The following is a 17,083-nucleotide window of genomic DNA, read 5'->3' on the forward strand; positions in this document are numbered from 1 at the left end:
AAATTTTTAGAAATTGAGATTATTTAGCAATCGTCAATTCATCTATAATATTTTTAGCTCCTGCGTATTTGTCGATAATCCAAAGTACATAACGAATATCTACGTTGATTGTTCTTTGTAAATTAGAATCAAAAATAACGTCACCAGCCATTGCTTCGATGTTTCCGTCAAAAGCAATTCCGATTAATTCTCCTTTTCCGTTAAGAACTGGTGAACCAGAGTTTCCTCCAGTAATATCGTTGTCAGTTAAGAAGTTTACTGGCATGTAACCTGCTTTATCAGCATATTGTCCGAAATCTTTTTTCTTGTTCAATTCTAACAAACGAGCTGGCAAATCAAATTCCTGATCTCCTGCTTTGTATTTTTTAACCATACTTTCCATTGTAGTATAGTTGTTGATTTTTGCGTCGTTACGAGGATCTGCTGGTAAAGCACGAACTTTTCCGTATGTCAATCTCAAAGTAGAGTTTGCATCTGGATATTTAATTGCATTTAACTTAGACTCTCTTAAACCTTCAACCAATTTGCGGTAAGCCGTTGCAAAACCATCATCCGCTTTTGCTTGGTCGTCTGTTTTAGCACGATACTTTGTCAATAAATCATTAGAAATGATGTACAACGGATCGTGTACAATCGCTAATGGTTTTGGATCTGCTAAAAATGCCAATACTTTTTCTTTGCTTGTAAAATAGCTAATCTCAGTTGCTTTTGCTACATCTGCAGTAAAATCTCCATTATTAGCTGTTTTCATTTTTGCAACTTCTGGAGCTAGTCCATACTCTGCTGCTTTAGAAGCGTACAAGTTCAATTGAGCTGTTAAAATATCTTTTTCTAGTGGCGCATAAAAATCTCCATAAATGTTTTCTACCATTGCATTGATTTTAGGAAGCATTTCAGCTTTTTTAGCATCATTTTCTTTGTAGTAAGCAATTAATGCATTTCCTAAATTAGCAGGTCCAGTTGCATAAGCAGAAGTACGTAAAAGCTGAGTCAAATAATTATCATGACGTGCTTTTAAGTTTGTTTCTCTGTAATAATCGTTGATAGTTGGAATTACATTTTCGTATTTCTCTTTGTTTGCAGGTTTAGTAGCCCACTCGTAGAACTTATCTTCTTGTTCGGTTTTAGTATCAACCGTTCCAGCTTTTGTTAAAGCATCGATCATACCTTGGCGATTTTTCCAGTAGTTTGCTGTCGAAGCATATTTAGAAGCGTACTGTAAACGAACAGTTGCATCTTTATCCATATACTTTTTCATTACATCCATTCCTGTTTTTGCACCTTCAACCCATGCAGGATAAGCATATTTAATGTTTTGCTCAATTCCCCCAGCTGGCATCCAACGGTTTGTTCTTCCTGGATAACCTAAGATCATGGCAAAATCATTTTCTTTTACTCCTTTTAAACTTACTGGCAAATGGTGTTTTGGCTGTAATGGCACATTGTCTTTAGAATATGCTGCAGGATTTCCATCTTTATCTGCGTAAACTCTAAACATAGAGAAATCTCCAGTCTGGCGAGGCCACTCCCAGTTGTCTGTATCTCCACCAAATTTACCAACACTTTCAGGAGGAGTTCCTACTAAACGAACGTCTGTGTAATCTTGGTAAACAAAATAGTAATATTCATTTCCTTGAAAGAAAGGACGAACAGAAACTGTATACTTTCCGTTTTCGCTGTTTTCTTTTTCGATTAAAGCTATTTCCTGCTGAATAATTTTGTTTCTTTCAGTTTCTGTCATAGTATCATTTACTTTTGACAAAATTCTTTTTGAAACGTCGTCCATACGAACGAAGAAACGAACAAACAAAGATTTAGGCTTTAATTCTTCAGAACGATTTTTTGCCCAAAAACCATTTTTCAAATGATTTTGCTCTGCAGTCGAAAGTTCTGCAATCGCACTGTATCCACAGTGGTGATTTGTCAATACCAATCCGCTGTTTGAAACGATTTCAGCTGTACATCCTCCATTGAATTGCACAATCGCATCTTTCAAACTATGATTGTTGATACTGTAAATTTCTTCGGCTGTCAATTGCAAGCCCATTTTTTCCATATCTCTATGGTTCAATCTCTCGATAAACATCAAAAACCACATCCCTTCATCAGCTCTCATTGGGAAAGCCATAAGGCACATGGTCAAGAATAAAATTACTTTTTTCATGTTATTTTGTTTAAGTGATGCGAATATAAACCATTTTGACAATTATTCCATCTCAAACAATTCTAAAATTAAATAAGACGGTGTGTTTTTAGGTTTTTATTACGAATTTAACATTTCACAAACAAAAAAAGTGCTCTGTTTCCAGAACACTTTTTAGATATAATGAATTGTTTTTTTTTTACTCATTAAGCATTTTCCAAAGTCTGTCTTTCAAATCGGTCAAACCTTGTTGTGCAACAGAAGATATAAACATGTATGGAACATCTTTGAAAGAAACGTCTAATTCTGCTTTTAGCTCAGCTTTCAGTTCATCGTCCAGCATATCACATTTAGAAATTACGACAAGACGCTCTTTGTCAAGCATTTCAGGATTATATTTTGTTAATTCATTAACCAAAATATCGTATTCCGCTTTAATGTCTGCAGTATCAACTGGAATTAAGAACAACAAAGTCGAATTACGTTCAATATGACGCAAGAAGTAATGCCCTAAACCTTTTCCTTCGGCAGCACCTTCAATAATTCCAGGAATATCTGCAATTACAAAAGATTGAAAATCTCTGTAAGCTACAATTCCTAAATTTGGTTTTAAAGTCGTAAACGGATAATCGGCAATTTTTGGTTTTGCTGAAGTTAAAACCGAAAGTAATGTAGACTTTCCAGCATTTGGAAAACCAACTAAACCGACATCGGCCAAAACTTTAAGTTCCAGAATAATATCCATTTCTACACCAGCCAAACCAGGCTGCGCGTAACGAGGTGTTTGATTGGTCGAACTTCTAAAATGCCAGTTTCCTAAACCTCCTTTTCCTCCTCTTGCCAGAATTTGTTTTTCGCCATCTTCTGTTATTTCGAAAAGTGTTTCGCCTGTTTCTTTGTCTTTTACGACGGTTCCTAACGGAACTTCAATGAATTTATCTTCTCCATCTGCACCAGTACTACGATCACCTCCACCATCTCCACCGTGACCCGCTTTAATGTGACGCGCAAACTTTAAGTGAAATAATGTCCAGAGTCCTTTGTTTCCAACTAAATACACATGCCCACCACGGCCTCCATCCCCTCCATCAGGGCCACCATATTGAATAAATTTTTCTCTATGCAAATGCGTAGATCCTTTGCCTCCTTTTCCGGAAGAAACAAATATTTTAACGTAATCTACAAAATTTCCTTCTGTCATTTTTCTGAATTTCAGATTTTAGATTTTAGATTTCAGATTGCTCGAAACTCTTTTTCTAAATTCTATTTTATTTATTTTTCAGTTGCAGTCGCATTTTTCAGTACCAAACTGAGACTGAAAACCGAGACTGAAAACTATTTTACCTATTCTTTTAAAGCTCTTACAAGCACTTTATCAATCTTAACGCCATCCATGTCAATAACTTCCAGGACGAATTTCTGCCAAACTAATTTTTCTCCTTCTTTTGGAATATGCGAAAGCTCAGTCATAATCATTCCGCTTACGGTGTTTACTTCGTAATCGTTTGTTAATTCATCTAACTCAAAATAAGTTAAGAAATCGTGTAACGAATAATGTCCGTCAACCAGCCACGAACCGTCTTCTCTTTCTATAAGCTGGAATTCATCCTTATAAAATTCTGATGCATCACCAACTAAAGCTTCCAAAATATCATTCAATGTAATCATACCTTGAAAAACACCGTATTCATCTGAAACTAAAGCGTAATGAATTCCTGTTTTTTTGAAGTTTTCCAAAGCTTTGTAAGCCGTAGTCTGCTCCATCAAATAAGGTGCATCAGTTATAATTGATGAAAAATCGAAATTATCGTTTTCAATATTCGCAAATATATTTTTTAGAGTTGCCACTCCAACTATATCATCATAGTTATCATTGTAAACGGGATAAACCGCATGCAAATCCTGAACTACCAGTTCTTTAATTTTGGCTTTGTCAGCTTTTAAAGGCAACATGTCAACCGATTTACGGTGTGTCATTAACGAACTTACTTTTCTATCTCCAATATGAAAAACACGCTCCACAATATCTTGTTCAATTTCCTGAACTTCTCCAACTTCGGTTCCTTCTTTAATGATGGCTTTAATTTCTTCTTCGGTTACTTTTCCATCAGCGGTTGGTTTGATCTGTAAAATATTCAACAAGAAATCTGTTGAAGAAGTTAACAGCCAAATAAACGGCGCAGTGATTATCGAAATCACTTTCATTGGCATTGCAACCATTTTAGCAATAGCTTCTGGATAATTTAATCCGATTCGTTTTGGAAGTAATTCTCCTAAAACCAATGAGAAGAAAGTTAAAACCACAACCACAATTCCAACTGCAATGGAATGTGCATAAGGTTTTAAAACTGCAAAACCTGCTACAAAAACCTCAACATCGGCAGTAATTTTATCTCCAGAATAAATACCGGTCAAAATTCCGATTAAGGTAATTCCGATTTGAACTGTCGATAAAAATTTATTTGGGGAATTAGCTAAATCGAGTGCTGTTTTAGCACTTTTATTTCCTTTTTTCGCGGCGGTTTCAAGCCTGTTTTTACGGGCCGAAATCAAAGCGATTTCAGACATGGAGAAAACTCCGTTTAGTAGAATTAGAAAAAATATTATTAGTATTTCCAATTGATAGGGGATTCGTTATAAAATAGTCTCGTTAATGTAATTTGTAATTTGTAATCGTAATCTAAAATAGCCCAGATGGAAGAGAAGAGCCCGGAGCTAAAAAAACTAATTTTTCTTGCCAGAAAATAGCGCCCGAAGGAAGCTCATTTTATGGTATAGAAAAATAGTTTTTTTAGCGAGGACTCGCAACGCACAGCTGGAAAAAGCTTCTACAAATTATCTATAACTGACGTTAAGCGCTCTGTAATTTGTTCGATAGTTCCGATACCGTCTACGGCATGAAATTTATTCTGTTCTTTGTAATATCCAATAAGCGGAGCTGTTTTCTCATTGTATTCCTGATATCTCACACGAATTTTTTCTTCGTCTTGATCATCTGCTCTTCCGCTTGTTTTTCCTCTTTCTAATAAACGTGCCACCAAAATTTCGTCATCTGCTTCTAAAGCAATTGTTGCTGTTACGCTTGACCCAATTGTTGGTAAAAATTTATCTAAAGCTTCAGCTTGGTTGATTGTTCTCGGGTAACCGTCGAACAAAAATCCTGCTGTATCCGGATGTTTTTTAACCTCATCAATTAACATTGCAGTTGTTACTTCACATGGAACTAATTCTCCATTGTCCATAAAAACTCTTGCTTTTTTTCCTAGTTCAGTATCATTTTTTAAATTGAAACGAAAAATATCTCCTGTTGAAAGGTGTGTCAAATTGTATTTTTCTTTTAAAAATTCTGCCTGAGTTCCTTTTCCTGCACCAGGCTTTCCAAATAAAACGATGTTAATCATAATTGAAATGAGTGTTGTTACTTCTTATTTTTTTAGAAGTCTTTAAATGAATATATAGTTGTGTTTTGTTATTTTGTTATTCTGCTAATTTGTAAATTTCGGTTAAGTTTCTTCCTAAACCATCGTAGTCTAACCCGTAACCAACAATAAACTTGTTCGGAATACGAATTCCGATATAATCTATTTTAATATCTTTTTTATAAGCTTCTGGTTTAAAAAATAATGTCGCAATTTTAAAATGCTTTACATTTTGCGCTTTAAACAAGTGCTTTAATTCTTCGATTGTGTTTCCGGTATCAATAATATCTTCAATGACAATTACCGTTCTTCCAGACAAATCTTGGTTAATTCCAATTAGTTCTTTAACTGCATTTGTTGTTTCAGTTCCTTCATAAGATGCCATTTTGATAAACGAAACCTCACATGGTTTTTTATATTTTTTCAGAAAATCTGACACCACCATAAAAGCACCATTTAGAACTCCAATAAATATTGGCGTATCATCTCCAAAATCATCTTCTACCTGAGCAACTAGTTTAGTTAAAGCAAAATCAATTTCTTTAGCCGAAATAAACGGAACAAATTGTTTATCGTGAAGTTGTATCATTATTTTTCTTTTTAAAATAATGGACAAAGATACAGAATTACAACTTAACTGCTTCTATCAAAATAAACTGTATTCGAGATATTTTTTGTGAATGTTAAATATCAGTTAATGTTTACAAATCATTTTTTGACACTATAAGAATTTTCAGTAAATTGTTGTGATATAATTATTTAACTCCAAAAAACCGATGAAAAAATCCTTAGCCCTGTTTTCTATACCACTACTGGCCTTAATGACTGCCTGTAACGGACAGGTTAAAAAAGAAGAAAAGGAAGCTCTTGCCAAACAGCCAGCAAATGTAGTTAAAACTGCCATTGGAGATATTACGCTCCCTCCACCCTATGCGACCGAATCTAAAACAAAGAACAGTAAAGTTATAGGCTGGCCAGAAGGTAAAACTCCAAAAGCTCCCGAAGGTTTTACTGTTACAAAATTTGCCGACGGTTTTGAGAATCCGCGTTGGAGTTATATCGGGCCAAACAACGATATTTTTGTTGTTGAAAGCGGAACCAGAACAAGCAAAAACCAAATTATAGTTTTGCGCGACAAAGATAAAGATGGAAAATATGAAACTCGCGAAGTTTTTAAATCTGGCTTAAACAGACCTTTAGGAATGCTAATTCTTAACGACTTTTTTTACATTGCCAATACTGACGGACTTTACCGTTATCCTTATAAAAACGCCCCATTAAAACTAGAAACCAAAGGAACTAAAATCGTTGAGCTTCCTGCTGGCGGATACAACAATCACTGGACAAGAAGTTTACTCGCTAATCCTGAAGGAACAAAAATTTATATTGGTGTTGGGTCAGGAAGTAATGTTGGAGAAAACGGAATGGATAAAGAAATTCGCCGTGCGGCAATTTTAGAAATTAATTCTGACGGAACCGACGAAAAAATTTATGCTGACGGGCTTAGAAACCCAATGGGAATGGACTGGAATCCGGCCAACAAAAAGGAACTTTGGACTGCAGTAAATGAAAGAGATGAACTTGGTGACGATTTGGTTCCAGATTATATTACGAGCGTGAAAAGAGGCGGTTTTTATGGATGGCCTTACTCGTATTTTGGAAGTATTCCGGATCCGAGATGGAAAGGGAAAGGTGAACGAAAAGATTTGATAGAAAAAGCTATTGTTCCAGATGTTCCAGTTGGTGCTCACACTGCTTCTTTGGGATTAGCTTTTTACACTAAAGATGCTTTTCCTGCAAAATACAAAAATGGAGCATTTGTAGGTCAGCATGGTTCTTGGAACCGATCTGTAATTTCAGGTTACAAAGTTTTATTTGTTCCTTTTAAAGATGGAAAACCTTCAGGAAAACCAGAGGATTTTTTAACTGGTTTTATTTCTGATGAAAACAAAGCTGAAGTTTATGGTCGTCCAGTTGCTGTGACGGTTATGAATGATGGATCGCTTCTGGTAAATGACGATAGCAGCAATACAATTTGGAAAGTTACAGCCAACAAATAAAAATTCAAACACAAAGATTTTAAACACATAGAGACATAGATTTTTGTTTAAAAGATGTTATTAAGAAAACTCGTTTTCACACATAGTTTTTCTATGTGGCTTTTGACAAGTAAAACGCCTTTTTTGCCTCAATCAATGCTATGTTTCTATGTGTTAAAATAAAACCGCACTTTTATGCCTTTTCAAAAATGTTTTCTTTTTCTTTTGATTTTTTTTGTTTCTAAAAACATTTCGGCACAAGAAAATATTGATTCTGTCAAAACTCAAAAACTGAACGAAGTTTTAATAAGTCCGCTTCATATTAATCGCGATTTACAGAATAGTCCAGCTTCAATTGGAATTTTATCGAAAAAAGAATTACTTCGAAATAATGCTACAGATATCAGCAATGTCATAAATACAATTCCCGGTGTTTTTATGCAATCGTCGAATATTACCACAACCCGAATTTCGATTCGAGGAATTGGAGCCAGAACTCCATACGGAACCAATAAAATCAGAGCTTTTTATGGAAATATTCCGCTGACATCTGGAAATAGCGAAACGGTTATTGATGATATTGATCTTCAAAACATCAATCAGGTTGAAGTGATTAAAGGTCCGCTTTCGAGTATTTACGGAGCGGGTTTGGGCGGAGCAATTTTAATTTCGCCTCAAATATTCAATAAAGGAAATTATCAAACCGAAATAAGTTCTGTTTTTGGCTCTTTTGGATTATTGAAAAACAGAATTGGTTTTAATCTGAATGAAAAAAGTGCTTCACTAAATCTGAGTTATCACAATTTAAAAACAGACGGCTGGCGCGAAAATAGCGCTTACAATCGCGAAGGAATTACGCTCGGCGGTGAATTATTCAGAAAGAAAAACAGCAAACTGACTTATTTTTCTAATTACACTTATTTAAAAGCTTACATTCCGAGTTCGATTAATAAAACGACTTTCGAAAATAATCCGCAGGCGGGCGCGCCTACTTGGGTCAATTCAAAAGGTTTTAAAGAATATAAATCTACTTTGGCAGGATTGGCTTATGATTTTAAATTAAACGATCATCTGCAAAATTCAACTTCCGTTTTTATCAATTATAAAGACAGCAACGAACCTCGTCCTTTTGACATTTTACGCCAATATACTTTTGCTTCGGGTGTACGAACTCAATTTTCGGGAGATTTCAATATCGGAAAAGTCAAAAATCAGTTTATTGCAGGATTAGAATATTTCAGAGATAATTATAGTGGAAATACTTTTCAAAACTTATATCAGCAAAATAACGGAAATGGAAGTTTGCAAGGCGACCAACTTACGGCAACCGATCAAAAAAGGCATTTTTATAATGTTTTCTCGCAAATCAGAACTTTGCTTTATGATCAATTTGAGATTCAAGCAGGTTTAAATTACAACAAAACCAAATTCGAACTGCAGAATGATTTTCCCGCTTCCGCGAATAATCCGAAGGAAAAATATAGTTATGATGGAATTTTTTCGCCACAACTTTCTTTTTTATTTAAGCCAAATGAAATCCGAACTTTTTACTTTTCTGTAAGCCGAGGATTTTCTCTTCCTGCAACTGAAGAAACTTTAACTTCAGCAGGAAATATCAATCAAGACATTAAGCCCGAAACAGGTTATAATTTTGAATTAGGTGGAAAATTGCATTTTTTCGGTAAAAAACTCTACACCGAAATTGCCATGTATCGAATGGAAATTAAAGATTTACTAGTTGCTAAAAGAATCGGAGACGATCAATACGAAGGTGTAAATGCCGGGAAAACTTTTCATGAAGGAATTGAAATTTCCTTAAATCATAATTGGCCGATCAATCGAATTTTTACTCTAAATTCTTATGTTGGCTCTTCAATTGGAAATTATGAATTCAAAGAATTTGTCGATAATGGAAAAGATTTCTCTGGAAATAAACTCACCGGAGTTCCAGCCAATACTGCAAACGCAGGTTTTACTTTAAACGTAAAATCAGGATTTTATTTTTCTGCTGATTTTCAGTTTACAGATAAAATTCCAATGAATGATTCAAACGCCAATTTTTCAGATTCTTATTCTTTGCTAAATTTAAAAACGGGATATCAATTTGAGATTTTATCTGGATTAAAAGCACATTTGGATGCAGGAATAAATAACGTAACAAATCAAAAATATGCATCGATGATTTTGACCAATGCAACAGGAGTTGGAAATACGCAACCAAGATTTTATTATCCAGGTCTACCAATAAACTATTACGGAATTATCTCATTAAATTACTTATTTTAGCGACGTATTAAACATCAAAAACAATGCTTTCCGAACTGCAGAAAAAACTAGATTATGTCAATGCTTACAGAGAAAATCGTCTCAAAACGGCACAGGACGTTTTAGAAAACCCTACACTTTTTAGTGAATTGGTTTCTATTTGCTTTTCGCCCGAAGACAAAAACAATCATAAAGCCTGCTGGATTTTAGAATTTGTTTCTTACGAAGAATTAAATTGGCTCCAACCTCATCTTGATTTTTTCTGTTCTAATTTAAAAGTTTTAAAAGACGAAAGTTCCATGCGTCCGATTGCAAAAATCGTTCAGCTTTTAGTAAAATCGCATTATAAGAAAAACGAAAATGGTATAAAACTCTCCGAAGAAAATCTTCAAGATTGTATTGAAGCTTCTTTTGACTGGTTAATTAATGATACAAAAGTTGCCACAAAAGCGTATTCGATCCGCACTTTATTTATTTTAGGAAATTATTACGACTGGATTCATCCCGAACTAAAAGTGATTATTGATAAAGATTTCGGAGACCATTCCGCCGCATACAAAGCCGTCGCAAAAGAAGTTTTGAAGAAAATAAAATAGTTTTTTTGTTAGCCACAGATTAGAAAGATTAAAATGATTTTTTTTCGCCACGAATTCCACGAATTTCCACGAATTATTTTTTTTCAAATTCAACCTAAAAAATTAGTGAAAATTCGTGGAATTCGTGGCAACCAAAAACCCACAAAGAGAAAAATCTTTTTAATCCTTTAAATCTGTGGCAAAACTTTATCAATCCATAGCAGAAAAACTAAATTTTGGCTAAAAAAAGATTAAAAAGTATCTTTGCAAAAACACAACACAAAATGAATTATTTTTCTTCTGATTTTAAATTAGGAATATTAGGTGGCGGACAATTAGGTAAAATGCTTTTGTTCGACACTAGAAAATTTGACATACAAACTTACGTACTAGATCCAAGCGACGAAGCACCTAGTAAAATTGCCTGCAACAAGTTTTTTCAAGGCGATTTAATGGATTATGATACGGTTTACAACTTTGGAAAACAAGTCGATGTTTTGACTTTCGAAATCGAATTGGTAAATCTTGAAGCTTTAACACAATTAGAGAATGAAGGCGTAAAAGTATATCCTTCTCCAAAAACTTTAAAAGGAATTCAGAATAAAGGCGTTCAAAAAGATTTTTACGCTAAAAATAATATCCCAACCGCACCTTTTGCAAGATTTGAGAACCTTGAAAATCTAAAATCAGAAATCGTTAATCCACAATCAACTATCAAATTGCCTTTTGTATGGAAATGCACTGAGTTTGGCTATGATGGAAATGGCGTGAAAATAGTTCGCCAGGTTTCAGATTTAGATACGCTTCCAAATGTAGAATGCATTGCGGAAACTATGGTTCCGTTCAAAAATGAATTGGCGGTAATTGTAGTTAGAAATCCATCAGGAGAAATGAAAACGTATCCTGTTGTAGAAATGGAATTTCACCCAGAAGCAAACCAAGTCGAATACGTAATCTGTCCAGCAAGAATCGATGATAAAGTAGCTGAAAAAGCAAGAGCTGTTGCTTTGAAAGTTTCAGAAAACTTCAATCACGTTGGACTTTTAGCAGTTGAAATGTTCCAGACTCAGGATGACGAAATTTTGGTTAATGAAGTTGCTCCTCGCCCACACAATTCTGGACATTATTCTATTGAAGCTAGTTATACTTCACAATTCGAAAATCATTTACGCGCTATTTTAGATCTTCCGTTAGGAAACACAGATAGTAAAGTTGCTGGAATTATGGTAAATTTAGTTGGTGCCGAAGGTCATTCTGGAAACGTAGTATATGAAAACATCGAAACCATTTTAGGATGGGATGGCGTTACACCACATATTTACGGAAAAAAACAAACACGTCCTTTCAGAAAAATGGGTCACGTTACAATTGTAAATGAAGATATGGCTGAGGCAAGAAGAATTGCACAGGAAGTGAAGGAAACTATAAAAGTGATTAGCGCTTAATAATGAAATGAAAAAAGCATTAAAAATCTCTGGATTAACAATCTTAATTTATTTCGCAATACAATTAATAACTGTACCTATAACTAAACATGGCAGAGGTTTTTCTATAGGTTTTCCATTTCAGGCATTTAGAAGAGTTGATGCGGAATGTTACGTTAGCGACTATTTTTATCTAGAATTTTTGATTATAAATTTCATTACAGTTACAATTATTTTACTTGTAATTTATTTTTTGGGTAACGTAATTAAAAACAGATTAAAAAAATCCTATAAATAGGGAAATTTAAAATAATGACAGTTTTCAGTCTCAACAAAACTTGAAACTTTAAACCTGACCCGAGGCTTTAGCCGAACAGACGAAGTAAACAAATACAACAAAAAACATGAGCAAAGTAGCTATTATAATGGGAAGCATCTCAGACATGCCAGTTATGCAGGATGCAATCGACATATTAAAACAATTTAATGTAGAAGTTGAAGTAGATATCGTTTCGGCACACAGAACGCCAGAGAAATTATTTGATTTCAGCAAAAATGCACACAATCGCGGGATTTCGGTAATTATTGCTGGAGCTGGCGGTGCGGCACATTTACCTGGAATGGTGGCTTCAATGTCTCCGCTTCCAGTAATTGGAGTTCCTGTAAAATCAAGTAATTCTATTGATGGTTGGGATTCTGTTTTATCAATTCTACAAATGCCAGGCGGCGTTCCTGTTGCAACTGTAGCTTTAAACGGAGCAAAAAATGCTGGAATTTTAGCCACGCAAATTATCGGAAGCCACGATAAAAAAGTTTTAGATACTATTATTTCTTATAAAGAAGAATTGAAAGCGGCGGTTAATAAAGCGGCTGAAGGTCTTAAAAAATAAATTAATAGTGATCAGTGGTCAGTTTTTTAGTGTTCAGTCGTTATCTTTATGAGAACTGAACACTAAAAAACTGACCACTGACTACTTTAAAAAAACTCTACTTATGAGCGTATTAACACAATATTTCAACACCAAACATAATACAGCACCATTTTCGCAAATTAAAATCGAAGATTATGTTCCTGCTTTTCAGAAAGGAATTGCTTTGGCTAAAGCCGAAATTGATGCGATTGTAAATAATCCAGAAGCGCCAACTTTTGAAAACACAATTGTTGCGATGGATTATTCGGGCGATATTTTGGATCGTCTTTCTAGTGTTTTCTTCAATTTGAATTCGGCTGAGACGAATGACGAAATGCAGAAAATTGCTCAGGAAGTTTCGCCTTGGCTTTCAGAATTTGGAAATGACATTCGTTTGAATGCAAAATTATTTGCACGAGTAAAAGCAGTTTATGATCAAAAAGAAAGTTTGAATCTGAATCCAGAACAAACTACATTATTAGACAAAAAATACAAAAGTTTTTCAAGAAACGGAGCCAATCTTCCAGAAGACAAGAAAAACCAATTAAGAGAAATCGACAAAGAATTATCGAAATTGAGTTTACAATTTGGCGAAAATGTTTTGGCAGAAACTAATAACTTCGAATTGCATTTAACTGATGAGAAAGATTTATCAGGTTTACCAGAAGGAACAATCGAAGCAGCAAGATTATTAGCCAAAAATCAGGAAAGAGAAGGATGGATTTTCACATTAGATCATCCAAGTTATGTTCCGTTCTTGACTTATGCTGATAATCGTGAATTGCGTAAAAAAATGGCAATTGCTTTTGGTGCAAAAGGTTTCCAAAAAAACGAATTCAACAATGAAGAAAACGTCCTGAAAATTGCCAAACTTCGTCACGAAAGAGCCAATTTATTAGGTTATAAAACGCACGCACATTTTGTTTTGGAAGAAAGAATGGCCGAAAGTCCGGAGAAAGTTTTTTCTTTTTTAAACGATTTATTGGCAAAAGCTAAACCAGCGGCTCAAAAAGAATTTGCAGAATTAACCGCTTTCGCGAAAGAACTGGACGGAATCGAACAATTGGAAAAATGGGACGGAGCTTATTATTCTGAAAAATTAAAACAACAGCTTTTTAATTTAGATGATGAAAAACTGAAACCTTATTTTCAGTTAGAAAAAGTTTTAGACGGTGCATTTACAGTTGCCAAAAAATTATACGGTTTAACTTTTACCGAAGTTTTTGATATCGATAAATACCACGAAGAAGTTACAACTTACGAAGTAAAAGATAATGATGGCAATTTAGTTTCTATTTTCTACGCTGATTTCTTCCCAAGAAAAGGAAAAAGAAATGGTGCATGGATGACGTCATTCAAATCACAATATGTAAAAGACGGCGTAAACGAAAGACCACATATTTCTAACGTTTGCAACTTTACAAAACCAACCGAAACAAAACCTTCGTTATTAACTTTTAATGAAGTAACAACTTTATTCCACGAATTCGGACACGGTTTACACGGAATGCTAGCAAACACATTTTACCCAAGTTTATCTGGAACTTCTGTTTACTGGGATTTCGTAGAATTGCCAAGTCAGATTATGGAGAACTGGTGTTACGAGCCGGAAGCTTTGGCTTTGTTTGCGAATCATTACGAAACAGGAGAAATTATTCCGATTGAATATGTTCAGAAAATTAAAGAAAGCGCAAGTTTCCAAGAAGGTTTAGCAACATTACGTCAATTAAGTTTCGGATTATTAGATATGGCTTGGCATGGTCAAGATCCAACTTCTATTACCGATTTAAAAACTTTCGAAACTGAACAATTTGCCAACACACAATTGTATCCGGATGTAAAAGAAAATGCAATGAGTACGGCGTTCTCACATATTTTCCAAGGTGGATATTCTTCTGGATATTACAGCTACAAATGGGCGGAAGTTCTGGATGCAGATGCTTTTGAATATTTCCAAGAAAACGGAATCTTTAACGAAGAAATTGCGAAAAAATTCAAAGACAATGTACTTTCAAAAGGAGGAACAGAACATCCAATGACTTTATACAAACGTTTTAGAGGACAAGAACCAAAACCTGAAGCTTTGCTGAAAAGAGCAGGATTATTGTAAAGATTCTAAGATACTAAGGTTCTAAGTTGCTAAGCTTTTTAGAGAACCGAATTTTGAAACCGAAGCTTTGTTGCTTCGGTTTTTTTTATTTGATTTTTCTTAGAAATAAATTTACTTATCTTCGTATTTTAAATCTTAATCTTACAAATACAAGCCGTGAAAAAATATTTTAAAATAGCACTTTATCTTGCCATTATCGGATTGATTGTCATTGTTTCGGTAAATTATTACGTGAAATCTTCGACCAAAAAGAACATTTATTATTCCATAAAAAAGTTCCCTAAAAATGATGTCGGAATTATTTTTGGCGCAGGAATTAATGGAAATCAGCCAAGCAAATATTTAAAAGATCGCTTGGATGCTGGAATTATGCTTTGGAAAGCAAAACGCATCAATAAAATTCTTCTTTCTGGAGATAACGGCCGTGACGAATATGATGAGTTAACAGTAATGAAAAACTACTGTTATAATCATGGCGTTGACACCACAAAAATCTTCATTGATTATGCAGGTTTTGATACTTACTCGACAATGTATCGTGCAAAACACATTTTCAAAATTAAAAAAGCAACTTTAATTTCGCAGGAATATCATTTAAATCGCGCGATTTATATTGGACAAAAACTTGGCATTAAATCTTCTGGATATTCTGCCAATAAAGGAGAATATTTAGGATATAATTATGTTCGCTTTAGAGAATATGGTTCTATTTTTAAATCTTTTTTTGATGTATTAAGAAATCGAGAACCTCGTTTTTTAGGCGAAGAAATTAATATTAATGGAGAATCCAATTATTCTAAAGAAGATAAACGATAAAAACAAAACCCTGCAAAGAACTTGCAGGGTTTTTAATTAAAAATTTAATGACAAAGAACATAAGTCTTGTTTCTTTGTTCTTCTATATTTCTAAATCTTTACTCTTTCTCCAAAACCCTATTAGCTAATTTCCCAACTGTCAGTCCTTGAACAACAATAGAAAATAAAACTACAATATAAGTTACTTCCAAAAGCAGGTTTTTATATTCGCTTTCAGGCATAGAAAGCACTAATGCAATAGAAACTCCACCGCGAATTCCGCCCCAAACCAAAACCATTAATGAACCTTTGTTGTAAGCCGATTTGATTCCGAAAAACTTGAATATATCAAAGAATTTCCATGGCAAAACAATCGATGTTAATCTTGAAAAAAGCACTATAAAAATTGCAACGAATCCTGTAAGCAATTGTTTGTTTAAATCTGGAAGCAATAACAATTCAAAACCAATAAATAAGAACAAAATAGCATTCAAAATCTCATCTATAAGTTCCCAGAACTTCCCTAAATAGTCTTTAGTTACTTCACTCATTGCTACTTTTTTGCCATAATTTCCAATAATCAATCCAGCCACTACCATTGCAAGCGGACTAGAAACGTGTAAACTTTGGGCAATTAAAAATCCTCCCATTACAATAGAAAGTGTTATAAGAACAGAAACTTTATAATCGTCAATTTTCTTCATCACCTTAGACGCTGTAAATCCGAAAACTGCTCCTAATAAAAGCCCGCCAATTCCTTCTTTGATAAACAACCAACTAATTGAACTAAAAGTAGCATCAAATGTTGGATCGGTTGCCATTTTAAGAACAACCGCAAACATTACAACTGCAACTCCATCATTAAACAATGATTCACCAACAATTTTAGTTTCTATTCTTTTAGGAACTTTGGCTTCTTTTAAAACTCCTAAAACCACGATTGGATCGGTTGGAGAAATTAATGTCCCGAAAACCAAACAAAATATATAAGGAATAGTTATTCCGAGAAGCGGTGCTATGTAATAAAGCAGAACAGAAATAATTAGGGCAGATAACACGACACTTACTGTCGAATAAATCATGATAGGAACTTTTTGTTCTTTAAGGTCAAACATGTTTACGTGTAAAGCTCCAGCGAATAAAAGAAAGTTCAACATCGCTCCCATCAGGATTTCGTTGAAATCAAATTCTTTTATCAAATCGAAAAAGTGTTTTGTCGTTGCAGGAAAATAAGAATCTCCCAAAAGTCGAATTCCAACTGAAACCAACATAGCAATAATCATGATTCCGATGGTTCCTGGAAGTTTTAAAAATCTTAAATTCAAATAGGCGAAGAATGATGCCAATACAATTAGCACCGAAAATGTGTAGTATAATTCCATAAAATGTGATTTTTACAAAA

13 protein-coding genes are annotated in these 17,083 nt (G+C 34.2%); 7 read left to right on the plus strand and 6 right to left on the minus strand.

Annotation, left to right across the window (positions count from 1 at the left end):
* Nucleotides 1-19: 19 nt before the first annotated feature.
* The 5 genes from ABXT06_RS16390 to hpt form a co-directional block, all read right to left on the minus strand.
* A complete protein-coding gene (locus ABXT06_RS16390; RefSeq protein WP_354591697.1) occupies nucleotides 20-2,164 on the minus strand; it encodes a S46 family peptidase in 2,145 nt (714 codons plus the stop codon).
* A 178-nt stretch (nucleotides 2,165-2,342) separates the two neighbouring features.
* Complete coding sequence (gene obgE, locus ABXT06_RS16395; protein WP_354591698.1) at nucleotides 2,343-3,344, minus strand: GTPase ObgE; 1,002 nt, start codon at nucleotides 3,342-3,344, stop codon at nucleotides 2,343-2,345.
* Between the two features lie 143 nt (nucleotides 3,345-3,487).
* The gene (locus ABXT06_RS16400) at nucleotides 3,488-4,762 is read right to left on the minus strand and encodes a hemolysin family protein (protein WP_354591699.1); all 1,275 of its coding nucleotides are present in this window, start codon (nucleotides 4,760-4,762) and stop codon (nucleotides 3,488-3,490) included.
* A 209-nt stretch (nucleotides 4,763-4,971) separates the two neighbouring features.
* Nucleotides 4,972-5,544: an adenylate kinase gene (locus ABXT06_RS16405; protein ID WP_057114947.1), complete on the minus strand. Its 573-nt coding sequence runs from the start codon at nucleotides 5,542-5,544 to the stop codon at nucleotides 4,972-4,974.
* Between the two features lie 76 nt (nucleotides 5,545-5,620).
* The gene (gene hpt / locus ABXT06_RS16410) at nucleotides 5,621-6,151 is read right to left on the minus strand and encodes a hypoxanthine phosphoribosyltransferase (RefSeq protein ID WP_354591700.1); all 531 of its coding nucleotides are present in this window, start codon (nucleotides 6,149-6,151) and stop codon (nucleotides 5,621-5,623) included.
* A 187-nt stretch (nucleotides 6,152-6,338) separates the two neighbouring features.
* Between hpt and ABXT06_RS16415 the strand changes: the two genes are divergently transcribed.
* The 7 genes from ABXT06_RS16415 (at nucleotide 6,339) to ABXT06_RS16445 (ending at nucleotide 15,702) form a co-directional block, all read left to right on the plus strand.
* Nucleotides 6,339-7,622, plus strand: coding sequence for a PQQ-dependent sugar dehydrogenase (locus tag ABXT06_RS16415; protein WP_354591701.1), 1,284 nt, complete (start codon nucleotides 6,339-6,341; stop codon nucleotides 7,620-7,622).
* A 174-nt stretch (nucleotides 7,623-7,796) separates the two neighbouring features.
* On the plus strand, nucleotides 7,797-9,887 hold the full coding sequence (locus ABXT06_RS16420) for a TonB-dependent receptor (RefSeq protein WP_354591702.1): 2,091 nt from the start codon (nucleotides 7,797-7,799) through the stop codon (nucleotides 9,885-9,887).
* Nucleotides 9,888-9,910: 23 nt separating this feature from the next.
* Nucleotides 9,911-10,462: a HEAT-like fold family protein gene (locus ABXT06_RS16425; RefSeq protein ID WP_354591703.1), complete on the plus strand. Its 552-nt coding sequence runs from the start codon at nucleotides 9,911-9,913 to the stop codon at nucleotides 10,460-10,462.
* A 263-nt stretch (nucleotides 10,463-10,725) separates the two neighbouring features.
* Nucleotides 10,726-11,886, plus strand: a complete 1,161-nt coding sequence (locus tag ABXT06_RS16430) for a 5-(carboxyamino)imidazole ribonucleotide synthase (RefSeq protein ID WP_354591704.1) — start codon at nucleotides 10,726-10,728, stop codon at nucleotides 11,884-11,886.
* 383 nt (nucleotides 11,887-12,269) lie between these two features.
* The gene (purE, locus tag ABXT06_RS16435) at nucleotides 12,270-12,755 is read left to right on the plus strand and encodes a 5-(carboxyamino)imidazole ribonucleotide mutase (protein WP_354591705.1); all 486 of its coding nucleotides are present in this window, start codon (nucleotides 12,270-12,272) and stop codon (nucleotides 12,753-12,755) included.
* 103 nt (nucleotides 12,756-12,858) lie between these two features.
* Complete coding sequence (locus tag ABXT06_RS16440) at nucleotides 12,859-14,886, plus strand: M3 family metallopeptidase (protein ID WP_354591706.1); 2,028 nt, start codon at nucleotides 12,859-12,861, stop codon at nucleotides 14,884-14,886.
* Nucleotides 14,887-15,042: 156 nt separating this feature from the next.
* Nucleotides 15,043-15,702, plus strand: coding sequence for a SanA/YdcF family protein (locus ABXT06_RS16445; RefSeq protein WP_354591707.1), 660 nt, complete (start codon nucleotides 15,043-15,045; stop codon nucleotides 15,700-15,702).
* A gap of 98 nt (nucleotides 15,703-15,800) precedes the next feature.
* On the opposite strand, the gene ABXT06_RS16450 is transcribed toward ABXT06_RS16445, so the two are convergent.
* Nucleotides 15,801-17,063, minus strand: coding sequence for a cation:proton antiporter (locus ABXT06_RS16450; protein WP_354591708.1), 1,263 nt, complete (start codon nucleotides 17,061-17,063; stop codon nucleotides 15,801-15,803).
* Between the last annotated feature and the right edge of the window lie 20 nt (nucleotides 17,064-17,083).

This window comes from Flavobacterium sp. UW10123 (genome assembly GCF_040538975.1).
Classification (GTDB): Bacteria; Bacteroidota; Bacteroidia; order Flavobacteriales; family Flavobacteriaceae; genus Flavobacterium.